This is a genomic window from Fluviicola taffensis DSM 16823, assembly GCF_943372375.1.
Taxonomy (GTDB): Bacteria; Bacteroidota; Bacteroidia; order Flavobacteriales_D; family Crocinitomicaceae; genus Fluviicola; species Fluviicola taffensis_A.
Window position 1 is genome coordinate 734,351 of sequence record NZ_CALRYJ010000001.1, and the last position, 18,299, is coordinate 752,649.

The following is an 18,299-nucleotide window of genomic DNA, read 5'->3' on the forward strand; positions in this document are numbered from 1 at the left end:
CTTGTTCTTGTCTTACTTTTGCCCCAAAGACAAACAAATTATGAGAATCATGATTTTATCAATCGCGGCAGTAGGATTATTACTTGGGTCTTGCTCAGCTGAACCACCTGTAACAATCAAAAAAGCAACTGAGTTCACTTTTGACGAACAAAAAATGACGGTTGACTTTAAAGCAAGCACCGTTTTAGTGAACGAGAAAGAACAACAAACATTGGTTGCACCTGAAGGGAAAATTTACTTGTTGGTAGATGTAAAAGCGGCAAACAGCAACTATTTTGCATCCTTAAAAGAAGGAGATAAAGAAATTCAGCCAGTGGATTTCCTGGTATCAGGACCTTTCGTTAGAGATTTGGATATTACTACAAGTCCGGATAAAAGTGATTTGTACCTGGTAGATGCAAATGGAAAATACACAATCGAAATCAAATCTTACGGTGATGCAGTTGCAACATTGGATGCAGGAACGTTGAAAGACGAAGCAACGTTGAAAGTGAATCCTCGCATGAAAGAATTCCTGAACGAATTCACTGAAGGTGGTCGTGTATTGGAAGCTGCTAAGAAATACGTGAAAAGCGGAGTGAATCCGTACGACATTGCTACGGAAGAAAACGGAGAAGCGATGTTTGCTGATCCTGCAACGAAAGGACTTAAAATCACAAATATCAAAGCAGACGGAACCTATGTTTGTTCAACGGAATTCGGATTCAGTTCGGTTGAAATCACTTGGGACGGAGACAACATTTCCAAAATAGCTGTAAAATATTAAGCGTATACCAAATAACCAACTCTACGTTAACGGGCGCTGTAACTCAAACCAAAGCCCAAATCCGTCTTCTGGTCCTTATGGATTGGAAGGCGGATTTTTTTGTAATACTAAAATCTAAAGATGGGTTGATTTCAAGAACTCACAAGGACATAGCGTTCAACGAGTAGTGAAACAATAGAAGGCTTTAGAAATTTATATTGAAATCCGTCTTGCCGATAGCCATCGGAGGACGGATTTCTTCTTATCTTCGCGTATGAAAAACTTGATCATTCTTCACGGAGCCCTTGGAGCTAAAATTCAATTTGAGGAATTAATTTCCAAACTGACCCCCCATTTCAATGTTCACACCTTTGATTTTGATGGGCATGGTACAAAATCCGATACAGAAGGTGATTTTTCAATTGAGCGTTTTGCGCAGAACCTGAAAAAATTCATGGAGCAGCATGAGATTCATAAACCATTGGTTTTCGGTTATAGCATGGGTGGTTATGTGGCATTGAGGTTAGAAAGTCTGGAAACAAGGACTTTTGAGAAAGTGGTGACTTTGGGAACGAAATTCGACTGGAACAAAGAAGGTTCCGAGAAGGAAGCAGAATTGTTGAATGCTGGAAAGATCGAAGAAAAAGTGCCGGCTTATGCGAGCTATTTGAAATCACTACATGGAGAAAAAGAGTGGAAAACAGTTCTTGAAAAGACAGCAAAAATGATGCTGGAGCTTGGAAAAAAACCTTCTTTAAGACCATACGATTTTCACCATATTCAAATTCCTGTTCATTTATTACGTGGTTCTTTGGATACAATGGTAACAGAAGATGAAACAGCGAATGTTCAGGAATTACTTGCAAATGGGACCTTTCATAAAATGATGGATTGGAAACATCCTATCGATAAAATCCCTGTAGAAGAGCTTGCACAAGAATTGTTAAGATTGTACTTACCAGGGTAAATTGACGTAAATTTGGCGCATGAAAATCGAAATTTGGTCGGACATCATGTGTCCATTTTGCTATATTGGGAAAAGACATTTGGAAGCTGCCTTGAATGCATTTCCGGATGAACAATTTGAAATCGAGTGGAAGAGTTTCCAATTGGATCCGGGCATTGTTCCGCAACCGGATAAGAATGTCTACGAATACCTGGCTGAACGCAAAGGCATGTCGGTGGAAGAATCCAAACAAATGCATGCCGGGGTGGTTGCTCGGGCAGCTGAAGTTGGCTTGGATTACCATTTCGAGAAAGCAGTCATTTCAAACTCATTTCAAGCTCATCGCTTGATTCAATTGGCGAAAACCAAAGGGTTGGGTGATGTGATGGAAGAAACATTCTTCAAAGCGTATTTCACGGATGGAAGGGATCTGAATGATGCATCAACTTTAACAGAATTGTGTGTTGGGGCAGGTTTGAATGCACTGGATGTGAAAGCTGTTTTGGAAGAAGAGGACTTGTTTGCAAATTCCGTTAAAAGCGATATTTCCGAAGCACAGCAAATTGGAGTTCGTGGAGTTCCTTTCTTTGTTTTCGATCGAAAATATGCTATTTCGGGAGCTCAACCAATCGCAAATTTTGAAGAAACCATTAAGGCAGGGTTAAATAAAGAATAAAAAAATAGATAAAAACCCCGCGCTAAATCGTTATAGTTTCACAGAGATGCTTGATATGTCAATTCCCGGATAGATTAGGGGTTACCCCTTAGTTATAGTAACGATTTTTTTAGTCACATTTGTTTCTAAATTAAACTATTCGCGGAATGAAACAGTACTTGTTACCTATTTTCGTGCTGTCAGTTGGGTATCTATCTGCCCAAGAACGAACTACCGGTTCCGGTGGTGAAGCAGCATCTTCCGGAGGAACCGTATCGTATTCGATCGGTTTGATCGATTACTCGAATCAATCCTCCTCTTCGGGAAATTTAACTGGTGGAGTCCAACAACCTTATGAGTTGTTTGCCTTATCAGTGGATGAATGGGATATGAATTGGAACCTTTCGGTTTTTCCAAATCCCACAACCAATCTTTTATTTGTTGAATCAGAAACCTCTATTGATGGTCTTACTTATGCCATTATGGATGTTTCCGGAAAATTGATTCAACAAGGAATTCTATCAGAATTGAAAAATACTGTTGACCTTAGCTCATTAGCTAATGCCAATTACCTTTTTCAGATTCGCGTAAAGGAATCTAACGTCCGTACCTACCAAATCACTAAAAATTAACCCCTTTAAAGTTTAAGTAATCATGAAAAAATTATACTTCTTAGTTGGAGCATTATTATTAGCAGGTGCAACATTTGCTCAAGCTCCTCAAAAAATGACTTACCAAGCGGTAGTAAGAAATAGTTCAAATAACTTAGTTGTGAGTTCTCCCATCGGAATGCGTGTAAGCATTTTGCAGGGATCTGCAACCGGAACATCTGTTTATGTAGAAACGCACACAGCGACTACGAATTCAAATGGTTTGGCAACAGTTAAAATCGGTGGAGGTACTGTGGTATCCGGTACTTTTTCAACGATAGACTGGTCAACAGGAACTTACTTTGTAAAAACAGAAACAGATATTACCGGAGGAACAAACTATACAATTGCCGGAACATCCGAGTTATTAAGTGTACCGTATGCATTGTATGCAGAGAATGCTGGAGTTGCTGGTCCTCAAGGTCCAATTGGAGCAACAGGACCACAAGGACCTGCTGGGAATGATGGACTAGATGGAGCAACCGGACCAATGGGGCCACAAGGACCTGCGGGCGTTGATGGACTAGATGGAGCAACCGGACCAATGGGACCACAAGGACCTGCGGGCGTTGATGGATTAGATGGAGCAACGGGACCAATGGGACCTCAAGGACCAACTGGTTTAACAGGACCAGCAGGACCAGCAGGACCAGTTGCAGGAGCAGACACGCAAATTATTTTCAATAATGCCGGAGCAGCAGGAGCATCTGCCAATCTTACTTGGAACGATGCAACATCCACATTGAACGTTACGGGTAAAACAGTCACTAACAACCTTAATTTGGCTTCAGCTGCCGGTTCGGGTACCCGTTACCTTACTACAGATAACAACGGGGATATTTCAGCAGTTGCCTTTCCGGGAATTACCGGTTCAGGAAACAATAATTACCATACAAAATGGACTGCTTCAGGAACCCTTGTAAACTCGATGATTCAGGACAACGGAACATCTGCATCCCTTAATTACCCGATACAGGCAAATTCCCAGTTTTTCGTATACCGTCAGCAAGTTACTGCAACCGGTGACGGACAGTCAACTATCTACGGATACCGTGACCGTAACAGCCAGAACGTAGGGGCATCTTACGGACAAAACGGTTCTAACACCGGTGTTACAGGGATGTCTTTCTGGGGAGATGATTATTCCTTTGGTGTTGGTGGATGGAACTACAATGATTTCTCTCGTACCGGTGGTGTGGTCGGTGGTGAAATTTACGGAAACTACTGGGGTAGCCTTGGTTACAAAGCGGCTAGTACAGTAACTTACGGAGTTTACGGATCCAATGCAATGGGTTCAGGAACAGGTTACCTGCCTTCAACGGAAGCAATCGGTATCGGTGGTGGATTCTTCGGAAGTATGATCGGTACAATCTCCAAAGGAGAAATTGCAGGTCAGTTGAACTCAGGGGAGCTTTTCGCCTCGTATAACTCCGGAAACACATATACTACCGGTAAAAACATCGAATTGGTGAAAACAGGTGAGGCTTCTACACCCGTTTATGCTGTGACATCTGTAGATGCGAAAATCTATAACAACGGTACAGCTGAATTAGTAAACGGAGAAGCTTATATTGCTTTTGATGAAAACTATAAGGCTTTGCTTGGAGATAAGCCGGTTGTTACAGTTACTCCGAATGGAGATTGTAATGGTGTATACATTGCTTCTGTAGATAAAAACGGATTCAGAATTAAAGAAATGAATAACGGTAACAGCACTGTAAATATCTCTTGGATTTCTGTTGGGAACCGTATCGACAACCGCATGGAAGAAGCAACCCGTATCGTAAGTGCTTCAGGATTTGATCGCAGTATCCAACAGGTGCTTGTTTCAGACTCCAACCTGGAAACAACATCTGATGGAATTTGGTGGGATGGACAAACTATCCGTTTCGGAAAAATCCCTGCTCACTTGACGACTACGAAACGTCCGTCAACGAAATAAAATTGAAATAATAATCTATTTTTGAGGGAGGCATTCAGCTTCCCTCTTTTTGTATGATAAAAAACCGGTTGATACTCGTCTCCTTATTAGGGATTTCGTTTGCTTACGGGCAAATGGATTCCATTGTTTATAACAGGTTGAAGTCTCATGTATTGTTTTTGGCATCAGATAGCCTGAAAGGAAGAGCATCCGGATCAGAAGAGGAACGCATGGCTAATCGCTATGTTGTCAGCCAGTTTTTGGTAAATCGCAGGTCCAAAAATCAATTCTGGGATTTTACTGTTTCCAAAGATTCTACCCTGCATTGTCAAATGGTTGGATCTTTCATTTCGAATAAATCTCCTTTTACGGTAGTGATTGGAGCCCATATCGATCATATTGGTTTGGGAGGTGCGCTTTCCAAATCTCCCGGAAAAACAGAAGTTCATAATGGTGCAGACGACAACGCTGCAGGTGTCGCGGTACTGATCGAACTGCAACGGTATTTTGCTAAAAAGAAATTGCCGTTCAATCTATTATTCGTTGCGTATACGGCGCATGAAATAGGAATTTTCGGATCGGAATACCTCTCAAAACATTTAGATACCAAGTACGGAACCTTAGTCGGTGTTTTGAATTGGGACATGATTGGTCGATTGGATGAACAAAATCATAACTTGTATATTTCCTGTAACCAACAAGCAGACTCGCTTTTTGAAGAAACCTCTTTTATTCATCCTGTTTATCAAGATCGAAAGAAAGTGGAAATACTCGACACCAAACATTTTCTGGATAGAACAATTCCATGTGCTACCTTTTCTACAGGGATGCACTCGGATTATCACAAAATTTCGGATGATGCGTTATATATTCATTATGAAGGGTTATATCAAATCCTCCGATATTTTGAAATCGTGCTTGAAGAACAACCTTTTCAGAATTCATTGCCTATAAAATAAAGGGTTTATAGAAGGAAAGAAGTACCTGAAGGAAGGAATTAATCCATTCAAAAACTAGATTAATTGAAAAATTGATTAGTTTTGTTTCGTGAATTTCACTTCGACATATCGAATTTTTACGCGCCGTTTCATTTTGCGCATGCGATTTATGATTCCTATTTGTAGGTTCTGAATTCGTAAGGGAGGTTGTTGATCCTCCGAAAATCATTCAACAAACAATCCGTTTTTCAATTTTATTTTTTACACCATGAACACGCTCGTTTTGGAAGAGCAAGTTCAGTTATCAGAAACTAAGTTGGTTTCCGAAGAACTTGCCAATCGAATTGCTTATTTAGAACAACAGGCTCACACCTTGCATGAAAGCATGCGCTATGCCGGAAGTTTGCAGAGAAGTATTTTGCCGAATGAGCGAATTTTTCAAAATGTGTTTTCAGATGCCTTTGTCATTTTTCAGCCAAAAGACATTGTTAGCGGCGATTTTTATTGGATTTTCCAACATCATGATGATATCTATTTCGCGGTGGGCGATTGTACCGGACATGGTGTTCCTGGAGCCATGGTGAACATTGCAGGGAACGCTTTGTTGAGACAAATTATTCGATTGGAAGGATTATCAGATCCCGCAAAGATTGTGGAGTTATTGGATATCGAACTGACAAGTCTGTTCAATGAGCATTTAACCGAGGGAACCACCCGCGATGGAATGGATTTGGTTTTCTGTAAGTTCAACCTGTCTCAGATGAAAGGATCGTTTTGCGGTGCCGGAAGACCCATGATTCTGGTAAGAGATGGTGAATTGGTCGAATTCAAAAAAGGAAAGGATTCCATCGGGCACGCTTCAAAAGAAACGAAGGAGTTTGAAACCATTCACTTTGGTTTGCAGGAAGGAGATCAGTTTTACCTGTTTTCAGATGGATACACGGACCAATTTGGAGGAGAGAACGTGAAAAAATTTAACCGTCAACGATTCCGGAATTTGTTGACTTCCATCCGTGATTTTGAGCAGTGGGAACAACGTGCTGAACTGCTCTTTCACTATAATAACTGGAAAGGGAAACAAGAACAAGTGGATGATATTTGCGTCGTTGGGATCAAAATATGAATGAGCCGATATAAATTACTAAGGGTGGCTGAGCGGAGTCGAAGCCCCCTTGATAATTAAATCGTTTATAATTGATCATTTCTATCGAACAATCAGTTTGTATTTCTCACCATTCAGATTGATCCAATACATGCCGGATTCGAAAGACTGCGTGTCTAATAAGTAGGTATCATCCGAGTCGATTCTGACTTCGAAAACAGTTTCTCCAAGAGCATTGTAAACAAAAAGGGTGGTGATTGGCTCATCGGAAACAACAGTAACCAAACCTTTATCAGTAGGATTGGGGTAGATCTTCACTTGATTGACCTTGCGGCTATTGTTGATGGATTCAATGTCAGATAAATGAAAAGACCCATTCAAATCGACCTCTTTTAACTGATAGTAAGAAACACCGGATAAAGGAGACTCGTCTATCAATGAATAATCAAGCGTGATCTGAGAGTTTCCTTGAGCTGGAACAGTACCGATGCTTGACCAGTTTTCACCGTTGTCAGATCGCAACACATCGAAATAACTACTATTGAATTCACTTGCTGTTTCCCAAGCTAAAGCAACCTGACCATTGGTTAAAGTGGCGTCGAAATAAACCAACTCTACCGGAAGTGGACTCATCGTAAAATCTTTGCTAGCAAGTGTGTAATAACCATCCGAAGTCAAGCTTTGGTTTGCAAATGAAATTTGGTCTCCGACAATGGCGTTTGCTGTGGCAATTTCCGTCCAAGATCCTGTTTGTGCGGATCGATAAACCAAGATGTAATTTGAAAGAGCACCCAAATTCACACCGGCCATTCCGCCATCACTCATATCGAATGTCAGATTCACAATGTTTGCAGCGCCGGTATTGGTAACATCGATATACCAAATGCGCTGCCAGCGAGAAGCATTGGTTCCTGTTATTCCGGCAATATCGGTTGTGGCTTCGCTGTTAGCAGGGGATGCATGTCCTACAAGAATATAGTCCAGATTATCCAAACCGGAAACCGTTTGAATTCCGATTCCTGCACAAGTCGATGGATTGAATTGAGGGTTTGAAGTACCCGCTGCGTCCATTCCGATTCCTGCCACGTTGCGGTCGTAGTTTCCATTTGATGGATTGTCGCCCACGTACCAGTCATTGGAACTCAGGGCAATGTCATATTTGGCAGACAAATGGTTATTGATAATGGCTCGTTGTGCATCGTTCAGTTTGGTGCGGTACATAATTATTTCCGAAATATACCCGTTGAATGCTCTTGGGTCTCCGGAGTGTGTTGCACCTACAATTAGTGGGGAGTTTTTATCCGGAATGGTTGAGCTACTTTCCACACTGGTTGTCTGCAACACTTCCTGATCAAAGATGGTAGAACGTTGTGGAGGCAGTAAAGTTCCGTCGTAAAAGAAATCATAGATCTTGTTCGTATTGATTGCACTTACTGCACTGTTTGAAAAGCGGTTGTTGTCGTTGTCAATATCGACAAACAATTTGTTTCCGGTATAATAGAAAAGCATGAAAGCTTCCTCATTTCCTACGTTATTGCGTTTGCTAATAATTGATTGTGCATCTCCAAATCCCTTCATGCGAGTTACCGTGAAGAAACTGTATCCGTTGGTATTATCAAAAATGGGATTATCGGGAGTGATCAAATAATCATTTTGACCGGAAGAGCTGTTGTTGTCGAATTCCAATGCCGGAAATCCGTTCATGAGTGAACTGACGAATTGCGGTTGTTGTGCGGTTGTACCTTGATTTAGTATGACACCATTTCCTGATTGGTCATTCCAGGAAGCAACGGGAGAGCCGTTTGTCGAAGTACTGGTTCCTGCATCCGCTTTTAACCACAACACATTGGTTGCTGAAGTCCCAACACCTGCCGGACCGGTTTGCCCGAGCGAGGAGAATGCCAATAAAGCACTTAGGAAAGTTAAGGATAGAAAGTTGTACATATACACTATTATCAATATAATTTAATGGAATAGTGATCTCTTACGCGAAGCGTAAAATTACTTCAAAAGTTGATTAAATGTGTCATAAAAGTCGTTAAATGAACCAAATGGATACCCGGGTTACTGCGCGCGCATTGAGAATGAAAGTTAAAGGGTTGACCCTTAACAAAGTCAATCAGATAGGGGATGAATTGACGAATCAATTTTTTATTGCGCCAGCCACAGTGTTGGATTGATGCGCTGCACCGTTCCTTCCACTACCTGGTGAATCTCAAAATGCGAAGTGGAAAGATTTCCCTCTTCATCTGCAAGCAGTGACCCGATGGATTGTTTGGAACCCACTTTATCACCAACTGAAACATACGCTTCCTGTAAGTTACTGTAAACCGTCCGGTAAGCCCCGTGTTTGATGATGACCACTTTTCCTGCTCCGGGAATATTCAGAACACTGGTTACTTCTCCGTCAAAAACAGCACGGACTTGTGCATTTTTAGGAGCCCCGATATCAACTCCGTTGTTATTGGTGTAGACATTTGGCAAAGTCGGATGGGCATTCTTACCGTAATTTTCGGTAATGGAACCCTTTGCAACCGGCCAAGGCAATTTTCCGCGATTGGATTCGAAGTTCTTACCCATTGCAATATTCTCCTTGGTATCCGTGAAGGAAACCTCTTTTGCAGGAGCAGTTGTGGTGGTGGTTTTGTTTGTTGAGGTGCTCGTTGAGCTTTTCGATGCTAAAGATGCTTTTTTCTCTGCTTCTTTTTTTGCTTTTGCTTCCGCGTCTGCAATTTCCTTCTCGATAGCGAGTTTGATCCGGCGTTTAAGTTCCGCTTTTTGACGTTCCTGTTCTTTCAATTCCGCCATCAAAGAATTCTCATCCTTGCGCAATTTTTCAAGTGCCAGCTGTTTGTTGGTTTTGTCTTTTTCGATTTGTTGTTTCTCAACGATCTTTTCCTCCAGCAATTCTTTCTTGTGATCCTTTTCCTGTTTTATCGTACTGATTTCTTTATGAATCGTCTTTTCATTCTGAAGGATGACCTTGAATTGTTTTTGTTGAATTTCTGAAAGCCGTTTCAGATAGGAAGTTCTTTTCACCGCTTCGAAATAGTTGGAAGAGGAAAAGATATACATCATCTTCGCAGATTTATTGCGGTGTTTGTAAGCGTAAATAAGGAGTTTCCGATATTGTTCCTTCAAAAGTACCAAGCGCTTCTGAAGTTCTTTGATTTGGACTCCTTTCGAAGAGATGGTCAATTCTGCACTGCGGATCTGATTGTCGAAATTCCGGACAAGTAATTCCCGGTTTTTCACTTGATTTTCAATTAACTTCAATTCATTCAAAGAAGATTCAGTTCCTTTTTTCACTTTATCCAATAAGGATTTCGTTGTGGAAAGTTTCTTCTCCAATTTGTTCTGTTCAGCCTGAAGCTGATCACTTTTCTTTTGCGACCAAACCGAACCAGTGCTAATTAATAGCACTAAAAACAAACTATTTTTCAGAACTGCAGTCACCATATTCTTCCGGTATTACAAAGTAAATTTCCTGAGGAGTGTTTATTTCTGTCTTATCATAATCCATTGTTAGAACGATATGATTCCGTGCCGTTACAATATCAATGATCACTTCTTTTGGAAGCAGGTATGTGCCAACCGTATCTCTATCAATGTAATCCACAGAAATATGGGTTGTATCATCCGGACTGTCAATGACCAAACGACTGATGCTTTTCAATGAAGGATGTATGAAATAACGAATCATCACGTTGTCTTCACCTTCCTCCTCATTGTTGTTGTCAATTCCATTCCGGCGCGGATGCAAATTGATTCCATCCTTATCGTGCTTGTTTTTATTTTCCTTTTTGATGATACGTTTGCGGTGAGAAGAAATGATGTAATTGTACGGATCGTTGATCTGGAAGTATTTTTGTGTCGTATCATAAGCAACCGGTAAACCGAGCAATAATTCCTCAATATTCCGGTAATCGAAGTCCACGCCAAATGATTCTTTGATATAACCCATGTTTGTGCGGATGGCACACTTGTCTTTCCGGTTTGATATAAACAACGAATCCCGGCGGATGATCGAATTCACAATCGGAATTCCGGCATAAGTAATGATCGGATTAATGATACTGTCTTTGATGGAACGAATGGATGTTTTGAAACTGATTCTTCGATTGGTATCAGAAAAGTGACATTTGATTTTTGTGTAAAACGAATTCGGACGAATCGCAGAAAGGCTATCCATTACAAAGATCAACTCGCTTGTTTTTCGTTTTTCAAGTTTGATTGGTTTTTCAGCAACAGGTCTTCTTGCGCAAGATCCCAGAACCACCAACAAAGCAAGTCCAAACCATTTAATATTCCGGATCGACATACGTTTTTGATTGAATTTTTTTAGTAAGTAATTTGTTCTTTGATCCAAGGGTAAGCGCTTTTTTCCATAATTCGAGTGCTTTGGCGGTATCTCCCAACTTAAAGAAGGCATCACCCAAGTGCTCAGTATAATTTTTATTTTCCTTGTCCAGTTCGTCCGCTTTTGTAAATTCTTCCAATGCCTGTTTGTATTTGCCTTGTCTGAACAGAACCAATCCTTTTGTATCCAGATATGGAGCCTGACTTGGTTTGATCTCATTCACTTCATTGATCAGCTTTTCAGCTTTGGGCAGATCCATGTTTGCCAATGCCAGACGCATCGCGTAGTTATTTTTGGTCAACAGATTGGAAGGGTAGATGCTTAATGCCTTATCATAGGACTCTGCACCTTCGGTGTATTTCTTCAACCCGAATAAGGCATCACCTTTTTGGGCATAAAATTCAGACTCCGTTGATGGATCATTGACCACCAATTCTTTTCCCATGTCTGCCGCATCAATTGCTTCCTGGAAATGATCCAGCTGAACACAAGCAATGGTATACAGCAACTGGACTTCAGTGATTGTTGGAAACAAAGCACTGCATGCACGGGCATCCTTATACAAGTCTTCAAATTTCATTAACTCGTATTCCAAAATCAGTACCTGGTTCCAAATGGGATATTTATTCTCTTCAAAGGTCAAAGCTTTTTTGTAGGCTTCCAAGGCACCCTCCTTGTCATTATTCCGAAGTAAGAAATCACCCTTTACGGAGTAACCCTTTGCATCATTCGGATAATTCTGGATCAACAAATCAGCGAGTTCGATCAGTTCCTTATCAACCAGCACCTGTTTTTCGTACATCTCCAACAAAATGGACATCTTCGTGTCGATATCGATATCAGTTCCTTGATAAGCAGCTTTAAAATACCTGTAAGCTTCCGCTTTGTTCATTTGGCGGTAATACAAATCACCCAATGCCAAATTTGCACGTGCATTGGTCGGATCATTTTTCACCAGTTCAACCAACATGGATTGTGCTTTCGCAATTTCCCGCTTCGAAAAATAATAATCTACCAAGGTTCCGATCAGACCCAGATCATCCGGATAAACCTCACGAGCCTTTTGAATCTCCTGAATCCCTTTTTCATCCTGCTTCAATGAAACATATAATTCAAATTTCTGGATGGACAGGTCGGGTAGAACACCCAATTGGTCTTCCATTTTATTAATGGAATTGATTGCATCATTCTGGCGACCTAAACGTTTCAAAAGATCTGCATGTGCAAATAACCAATCCACGTTATTCGGCTGCGCCTTGACCATTTTTTGAAAGCACTTTTCAGATTCGACAAACTTTCCCTGGTTGTAATACATATACCCCAATTCCTGCGTGTACCAGATATTGTTGGGATCCAATTTTGTTGCCAATTCCGTGTATTCAGCGGCCTTAGTTTTATTGTCCAGCTGCAGATAACATTGGCTTAAGCCGAAAGCTGCCGCATCATCCGTTGGCCGGATCATCAGACAGGAATCGAAAGCCTGTATCGCATTCGCTGTTTGTCCTGTTACTTTATACCGCATGGCATGGTGAAAGGTCTGAATGTATGCAAGATCGTATTTCGAATTTGTTTTATCAGCAGTCACTTTTTTAGTTCCACAAGAAGTGATAACCAATGCCAGGGTAAAGAAGTAAAGGAAATGTCTCATCAGCTAATTATTGAGTAATCGCTTAAGCTCAAATCCCGAGCCAAACCTTTATATTTTGAATGTGAACCCAACATAGAGTCTTTCAAATTCGCATCGATGATAATCGAATACTGTTGCAGGATGCTGTTCTTGATAATCGAATTGGTTACCATGGAACCTTTTCCAAGGGAAACATGCGGACCAACAACGGAGTTTTCAAGAATGACATCTTTCCCGATGTAACAAGGAGGAATGATGATGGAATTCAGAACTTTCGCAGAATCATCCACCAGGTCAAGACCCTTTTCCTGATCGTATTCCAACACGCGTTGGTTCGTGATAACAGTCACTTCTTTATTTCCGCAATCAAGCCATTCTTCCACTTCTCCGGGTTTAAAGCGCTTCCCTTTTTCCGTCAATCTGCGCAATGCATCAGGAAGTTGGTATTCGCCGCTCTTTATGATGCCATTTTCCACCAAAAAGTTTAATTCATCTCTCAAAGCAATTCCATCCTTGAAATAATAAATCCCGATCATGGCCAAATCCGAAACGAATTCTCTCGGTTTTTCAACGAAATCGATGATCTCGCCTTTGTCGTTCAATTTGACCACACCGAAGTTACTTGGGTCTTCAATTTGTTTCACCCACAGGATTCCATCTGCTTCCGGATCAATTTTGAAGTTTGCACGGAATAAAGTATCCGCGAAAGCTACAACAACCGGTCCTTCCAATAATTTTTCAGCACATAAAACCGCATGAGCAGTTCCGAGTGGTTTATCCTGATAGAAAATACTTCCTTTTGCCCCTAATTTTTCAGCAACTTTGATTAATTCTGCTTCAATTTCAGGACCGAAATCGCCAATCACAAATCCGATCTCATCAATCGGTTCGCTGCACATGGCGGCAATGTCCTCCACCAAACGATGGACAATCGGTTTTCCACCAACTGGCACAAGTGGTTTGGGAACTGTTAAAGTATGTGGTCTTAATCGGCTACCACGCCCCGCCATTGGAACGATAACTTTCATAGTATGATTTAATTTTTTCCTGTACTTCCGAAACCTCCGTCTCCACGGCTCGTTTCCGAAAGTTCATCTGTTTGTTTTAATTGTGCTTGTACAAAAGGTGCTACAACCATTTGTGCTACGCGTTCACCACTTTCGATGAGTACGTCTTCATTGGACAGGTTAATCAATAACACGCCAATTTCGCCACGGTAGTCAGCATCAATGGTTCCGGGTGAATTCAAAACGGTTACACCTTGCTTGAAAGCGAATCCGCTTCTGGGTCTGATTTGAACTTCAAAACCGCTTGGAATTTCCAGGTACAAACCAGTTGGGATCAATCTGCGCTCCAAGGGTTTCAGTGTCACTGATTCACTCAAAAAAGCTCGGATATCCAACCCGGCTGAATCTGCAGTTGCATACTGTGGCAACTCATTGTTTGATTTATTGATGACTTTGATTTCCATAGCCTTATTTCTGTTCCGGATCTTTGGTGACTACATAACTGATATCCATGACATTTCGTGCACTTTGCTCCGTGATACCTTGCTCGAAAGTAAAGAGGTAATCTCCTTTTTGAGGAAATTTCCGGTGCTTGAAATAGACGGTGTTCTCTACAATCGTTCCGGAAGTTTCACCGATCCAGGATCCATCCGGATTGGCGATTTTAATTTCAACCGGCTCTCTTCCAACCTGACCTAAGGGTGTTTTGGAATGAATGAAAAACCACAGATTGTTGTAGGCATAATCAGTCGTTGTGCGAAGTGTAATTTGAATGGTATAGAAAGAAGTGGTATCCGGAATACTGACTTTAAACACGGGCTTTACATCCTGTTCCCAAGAGTTGTTCTTGAAAGAATACGATTTGTTATAAAGCGGTGTGTCTCCACATGAGTAGAGAAAAACCAATAAAACCAAGATCCAACTATTTTTCAGTGCCTTCATTTCCTCCGGTATTTTTACGTGGTGGTCTACGACGATTATTTTTCTTCTTATTCGGATTTGCCTGAGCTTGTGGCGCATTTCCTTCCCCTCCTTCAGCAGGTTTTGGCTGCTGTGGTCTGTTTTGCTGAGGTCGGTTCTGTTGCGCTTTATCTTGCTGCGGCTTATTTCCTTGCGGTCTATCGGGTCTCTGAACAGATTTCGGAGCGGTATTCGCACCTTCTCCTTCCATACGCGGACCGTTTGGTTTTTTCTTCTTGCGTTTCTTGTTCTTACTGAACGTATTGTCGAAACGGTTCAAGGAATCCTGACCAACCACATTGTCGTAATCCGGTTCTTTGCGCGCAATCTGAACATGTGTATCGAAATCTTTCAGATCTGCCGGTTTTTTACCTGTCTTATTGATCTTGATAATGTCTGCGGCACGTTCGGGAGTAAGTGCAACCAATCCCACACCGATGGAAGCTTCACCTTCATACATGTACCACAACTGGCGTTTGAAAACGTCGGTCTTGATATGGAAAGCGGTTCCTTTTTCGGTTTGCAATTTGACGTCCGTACTTGGGAACGACTTGATCGCATCCAGGTACATATCCAATTCGTAGTTCAGACAACATTTCAATTTACCGCACTGACCCGCTAATTTTTGCGGATTCAGGGATAATTGCTGGTAACGAGCTGCAGAGGTGGAAACAGAACGGAAGTCTGTCAACCAGGTTGAACAGCACAATTCCCTACCACATGAACCGATTCCGCCCAATCGCTGAGCTTCTTGTCTTGATCCGATTTGACGCATTTCAATACGAATCTTGAATTGATCCGCCATATCTTTGATCAACTGACGGAAATCCACACGCCCTTCGGCGGTATAATAAAACGTAGCTTTTGTCAAATCTCCCTGGTATTCCACATCGGAGATTTTCATTTCCAAACCGATATTTACTGCTAAAGTACGGGCTTGGAACATCACTTCCGATTCCAGTGCGCGGGCTTGTACCCACTTATCGATATCATCCTGATTTGCGATACGCAAAATCTTCTTGGTCTCCATTGGTTTTAAACCCGGAGATTTCTTTTTGACCTGAATTCTGGCTAACTCACCTAGTACAGAAACAACCCCGATGTCATAACCGGGACTTGCTTCAACTGCTACCACATCACCCACCTGGAGTGAAAGGTTCTTCGCATTTCTGTAAAATGTCTTGCGACTATTTTTAAAGCGAATTTCAAGTATATCATAAGGTGTCTGACCAGCCGGAAGTTGCATATTTGCCAACCAATCGAATACACCTAGTTTGTTACATCCACCAGAACTACAGGTCCCATTATTTTTACAGCCGCGAGGTGTACCACCACCGCTACTACACGAGGAACATCCCATAGTTTTTGAATTTGATGTAAAAATACGAAAATTAACAGTTGGGTTTTGCATTTTTAATCCGACTTATGCAACAGCGGATTGTGAATAGTGAAATCCAATTTTAGACAAGGAGCCTTTGATTCCCATATAAGGAGTAAACTTTACCTCACTAAGATACCAAACACTTATTTTACTCTTTTAAACCTAAAGGTATTTGTGGTAAAAGAAAAGCCTGGGTTTGGTTTCTACGTTCATTTTGGAGGCGAAGCAAAACTCGATTAGTGTCTCTTTAACTATCGAGAAGACATTCGTAATTCGCAATTAAATGGTTATTTTCGAGAACATTTTAAAAAACGATCTACGTATGAAATTCGGATTTATTTTTTCAGCTGTATCTGCATTATTGCTTGTGACGGCTTGTAATTTTAACAATGACAGCAGAAAATCTTTTGACGATGTTGTCAAGTACAATGACTTCATTGTAGACCATATCAATGCGTTGGATTCGGCATACATTCTTGCGTTGGCAACCGATAACGGAATCGATGTCTGCATGAAAAAATGTGATTCATTGGTTGGCTTGTGTGATCAAACAGCGATGGACTTTAAAGGAATTCAGCCGTATGAAGGCGATAGCTCTCTAACCATGCAGGCATTGGCTTATACCCAGTTCATGAAGAACAACGGTGAGAAGGAGATCAAAAAATTGCTGAAACTGATTGAGAAGTACGAAAAGGCATCAATTGAAGAGCAAGAAGCAATGGTGGATGAGGTTCAGACTTCAGCTGAAAACATCGATAAGAACTATGAGATCGAGATCGGAAAAGTGGACAAAGTCCAAAAGAAATTCTCAGCAAAACACAATTATACCGTCATTAAATAACGGAAAAACTAAGCTCTGTGAATAAAGCGCATGACTTGAAAGCAGAGTTGGGTGAAAAGCAATTTCCCAAATGCATTCCGATCCAGGTGATAGTGCGCATCGTTGAAGATTTCCATGAAATCCAGTGCATTGTTATTTGAAATGAATTTGGCAAAATTCGCCAGAAAAGCTGCTTCTTCCTGTGAAACGCGTGTCAGCATGTCTTGTGTGTAGTTCTTCAGCAAACTTTGGCGAACCATGTGCAAGGCATATTGAACAAACTGTTTTTGTCCTTCACGGGAAAGCGCCGAAACGGCTTCTGTCCAATCCAGCATCGCATTCACATCTTTCTTGAAGCAGACCCGCATCAACTGGATGAACAATTCCCGGAAGAGGTTTGCTTCGGATTGATCTCCCATAATCTGCTGCGCATCGATCAGGTTTCCATTGCTTCTGGCAGAAATGCTTTCCGCCAATTGACGACCGATCCCGCTTCTTTCCACCACCTGTTGGATCACATCCATCGGATAGGAAGGAATGCGCAAAATCTGTGTTCTGGAAAGAATGGTGGTGAGTAATTTATCCGGGCTGTCCGTTACCAGCAGGAACAAGGTTTTTGCCGGTGGTTCTTCCAGTATTTTCAAGAGTTTATTGGCGCAAGTGGCATTCATTTCTTCTGCCATCCAGATCAGCATCACTTTGTAACCGCCTTCGTATGATTTCAACGAAAGCTTTTTCACGATTTCCAAACTTTCCTCCGTCCCGATAATGGGCTTCCGTTCCTTGTCGTCCATTCGTTTCGTCCAATGGTACAAATCAAAAATGGGTTGTTCCTGAATTTGTGTTCTCCAAAGTGCTAAAAGCGGATTGGTTGTTTTGGAAATGGTTTGAACCGTTGGAAATGAAAAGTGCAGATCCGGGTGCTGCAGATCGGATACTTTTTTGCAGGAAGGACAGGTTCCACAGCTATCTTTTTCCTGCTTGTTCTCGCAGAAAATGTATTGGACAAACGCCAAAGCCATGGGCAGTGTGGCATGTCCGGATTTCCCGGCAAACAATTGAGCATGACTGATCTTTCCTCCATTGACCTCTTCGATCAAATGAGCTTTTATCTCTTCTTGTCCCGGAATTGAATTGAATTGCACGTTGTAAAGTTAAAGCTTAAACTCACAATTAAAGATAAAATG

General features: G+C 41.5%; 17 protein-coding genes. 8 read left to right on the forward strand and 9 right to left on the reverse strand.

The features are described from left to right. Positions 1-49 precede the first annotated feature (49 nt). From AAG807_RS03085 to AAG807_RS03115, 7 genes are all read left to right on the forward strand, one after another. Positions 50-766 carry a hypothetical protein gene (locus tag AAG807_RS03085; protein WP_341900684.1) on the forward strand — a complete coding sequence of 239 codons (717 nt, stop codon included), beginning with the start codon at positions 50-52 and terminating at the stop codon, positions 764-766. A gap of 253 nt (positions 767-1,019) precedes the next feature. Further along, complete coding sequence (locus AAG807_RS03090; protein WP_341900685.1) at positions 1,020-1,712, forward strand: alpha/beta fold hydrolase; 693 nt, start codon at positions 1,020-1,022, stop codon at positions 1,710-1,712. 19 nt (positions 1,713-1,731) lie between these two features. After that, positions 1,732-2,367 (forward strand): DsbA family oxidoreductase, encoded by a 636-nt coding sequence (locus AAG807_RS03095; protein ID WP_341900687.1) that lies wholly within the window; start codon positions 1,732-1,734, stop codon positions 2,365-2,367. A gap of 146 nt (positions 2,368-2,513) precedes the next feature. Continuing rightward, positions 2,514-2,978 (forward strand): T9SS type A sorting domain-containing protein, encoded by a 465-nt coding sequence (locus tag AAG807_RS03100; protein ID WP_341900689.1) that lies wholly within the window; start codon positions 2,514-2,516, stop codon positions 2,976-2,978. Between the two features lie 22 nt (positions 2,979-3,000). Further along, positions 3,001-4,938, forward strand: coding sequence for a hypothetical protein (locus AAG807_RS03105; RefSeq protein ID WP_341900691.1), 1,938 nt, complete (start codon positions 3,001-3,003; stop codon positions 4,936-4,938). A 53-nt stretch (positions 4,939-4,991) separates the two neighbouring features. Continuing rightward, positions 4,992-5,876: a M28 family peptidase gene (locus tag AAG807_RS03110; protein WP_341900693.1), complete on the forward strand. Its 885-nt coding sequence runs from the start codon at positions 4,992-4,994 to the stop codon at positions 5,874-5,876. A 247-nt stretch (positions 5,877-6,123) separates the two neighbouring features. Next, on the forward strand, positions 6,124-6,978 hold the full coding sequence (locus AAG807_RS03115) for a SpoIIE family protein phosphatase (protein WP_341900695.1): 855 nt from the start codon (positions 6,124-6,126) through the stop codon (positions 6,976-6,978). Between the two features lie 81 nt (positions 6,979-7,059). On the opposite strand, the gene AAG807_RS03120 is transcribed toward AAG807_RS03115, so the two are convergent. From AAG807_RS03120 to ricT, 8 genes are all read right to left on the reverse strand, one after another. Then, entirely contained in the window at positions 7,060-8,901 is a 1,842-nt protein-coding gene (locus AAG807_RS03120) for a T9SS type A sorting domain-containing protein (protein ID WP_341900697.1), read from the reverse strand. A 207-nt stretch (positions 8,902-9,108) separates the two neighbouring features. Next, positions 9,109-10,416: a peptidoglycan DD-metalloendopeptidase family protein gene (locus AAG807_RS03125; RefSeq protein ID WP_341900699.1), complete on the reverse strand. Its 1,308-nt coding sequence runs from the start codon at positions 10,414-10,416 to the stop codon at positions 9,109-9,111. Then, the gene (locus AAG807_RS03130) at positions 10,391-11,278 is read right to left on the reverse strand and encodes a DUF4292 domain-containing protein (protein ID WP_341900700.1); all 888 of its coding nucleotides are present in this window, start codon (positions 11,276-11,278) and stop codon (positions 10,391-10,393) included. Before AAG807_RS03130 ends, AAG807_RS03125 begins: the two co-directional genes overlap by 26 nt. Further along, positions 11,259-12,965 carry a tetratricopeptide repeat protein gene (locus tag AAG807_RS03135; RefSeq protein ID WP_341900702.1) on the reverse strand — a complete coding sequence of 569 codons (1,707 nt, stop codon included), beginning with the start codon at positions 12,963-12,965 and terminating at the stop codon, positions 11,259-11,261. The genes AAG807_RS03130 and AAG807_RS03135 overlap by 20 nt, the downstream gene beginning before the upstream one ends. Then, positions 12,965-13,972: a sugar phosphate nucleotidyltransferase gene (locus AAG807_RS03140; protein WP_341900703.1), complete on the reverse strand. Its 1,008-nt coding sequence runs from the start codon at positions 13,970-13,972 to the stop codon at positions 12,965-12,967. Before AAG807_RS03140 ends, AAG807_RS03135 begins: the two co-directional genes overlap by 1 nt. A gap of 8 nt (positions 13,973-13,980) precedes the next feature. Beyond that, the gene (gene dut / locus AAG807_RS03145) at positions 13,981-14,415 is read right to left on the reverse strand and encodes a dUTP diphosphatase (RefSeq protein ID WP_341900705.1); all 435 of its coding nucleotides are present in this window, start codon (positions 14,413-14,415) and stop codon (positions 13,981-13,983) included. A gap of 4 nt (positions 14,416-14,419) precedes the next feature. After that, positions 14,420-14,893 carry a gliding motility lipoprotein GldH gene (locus tag AAG807_RS03150; protein ID WP_341900706.1) on the reverse strand — a complete coding sequence of 158 codons (474 nt, stop codon included), beginning with the start codon at positions 14,891-14,893 and terminating at the stop codon, positions 14,420-14,422. Beyond that, a complete protein-coding gene (gene ricT, locus AAG807_RS03155) occupies positions 14,874-16,271 on the reverse strand; it encodes a regulatory iron-sulfur-containing complex subunit RicT (protein ID WP_341900708.1) in 1,398 nt (465 codons plus the stop codon). The genes AAG807_RS03150 and ricT overlap by 20 nt, the downstream gene beginning before the upstream one ends. 343 nt (positions 16,272-16,614) lie before the next feature. On the opposite strand from ricT, the gene AAG807_RS03160 reads away from it, so the two are divergent. After that, positions 16,615-17,133 (forward strand): hypothetical protein, encoded by a 519-nt coding sequence (locus AAG807_RS03160; RefSeq protein WP_341900710.1) that lies wholly within the window; start codon positions 16,615-16,617, stop codon positions 17,131-17,133. Positions 17,134-17,141: 8 nt separating this feature from the next. Here the strand turns inward: AAG807_RS03160 and AAG807_RS03165 are convergent, their stop codons facing one another. Continuing rightward, entirely contained in the window at positions 17,142-18,257 is a 1,116-nt protein-coding gene (locus AAG807_RS03165) for a DNA polymerase III subunit delta' (protein ID WP_341900711.1), read from the reverse strand. Positions 18,258-18,299 lie beyond the last annotated feature (42 nt).

Excerpts from the sequence above, each read along its gene's own strand:
- AAG807_RS03085 (WP_341900684.1), top strand. The coding sequence starts at position 50 with ATGATTTTATCAATCGCGGCAGTAGGATTATTACTTGGGTCTTGCTCA.
- AAG807_RS03090 (WP_341900685.1), top strand. The coding sequence starts at position 1,020 with ATGAAAAACTTGATCATTCTTCACGGAGCCCTTGGAGCTAAAATTCAA.
- AAG807_RS03095 (WP_341900687.1), top strand. The coding sequence starts at position 1,732 with ATGAAAATCGAAATTTGGTCGGACATCATGTGTCCATTTTGCTATATT.
- AAG807_RS03100 (WP_341900689.1), top strand. The coding sequence starts at position 2,514 with ATGAAACAGTACTTGTTACCTATTTTCGTGCTGTCAGTTGGGTATCTA.
- AAG807_RS03105 (WP_341900691.1), top strand. The coding sequence starts at position 3,001 with ATGAAAAAATTATACTTCTTAGTTGGAGCATTATTATTAGCAGGTGCA.
- AAG807_RS03110 (WP_341900693.1), top strand. The coding sequence starts at position 4,992 with ATGATAAAAAACCGGTTGATACTCGTCTCCTTATTAGGGATTTCGTTT.
- AAG807_RS03115 (WP_341900695.1), top strand. The coding sequence starts at position 6,124 with ATGAACACGCTCGTTTTGGAAGAGCAAGTTCAGTTATCAGAAACTAAG.
- AAG807_RS03120 (WP_341900697.1), bottom strand. The coding sequence starts at position 8,901 with ATGTACAACTTTCTATCCTTAACTTTCCTAAGTGCTTTATTGGCATTC.
- AAG807_RS03125 (WP_341900699.1), bottom strand. The coding sequence starts at position 10,416 with ATGGTGACTGCAGTTCTGAAAAATAGTTTGTTTTTAGTGCTATTAATT.
- AAG807_RS03130 (WP_341900700.1), bottom strand. The coding sequence starts at position 11,278 with ATGTCGATCCGGAATATTAAATGGTTTGGACTTGCTTTGTTGGTGGTT.
- AAG807_RS03135 (WP_341900702.1), bottom strand. The coding sequence starts at position 12,965 with ATGAGACATTTCCTTTACTTCTTTACCCTGGCATTGGTTATCACTTCT.
- AAG807_RS03140 (WP_341900703.1), bottom strand. The coding sequence starts at position 13,972 with ATGAAAGTTATCGTTCCAATGGCGGGGCGTGGTAGCCGATTAAGACCA.
- dut (WP_341900705.1), bottom strand. The coding sequence starts at position 14,415 with ATGGAAATCAAAGTCATCAATAAATCAAACAATGAGTTGCCACAGTAT.
- AAG807_RS03150 (WP_341900706.1), bottom strand. The coding sequence starts at position 14,893 with ATGAAGGCACTGAAAAATAGTTGGATCTTGGTTTTATTGGTTTTTCTC.
- ricT (WP_341900708.1), bottom strand. The coding sequence starts at position 16,271 with ATGGGATGTTCCTCGTGTAGTAGCGGTGGTGGTACACCTCGCGGCTGT.
- AAG807_RS03160 (WP_341900710.1), top strand. The coding sequence starts at position 16,615 with ATGAAATTCGGATTTATTTTTTCAGCTGTATCTGCATTATTGCTTGTG.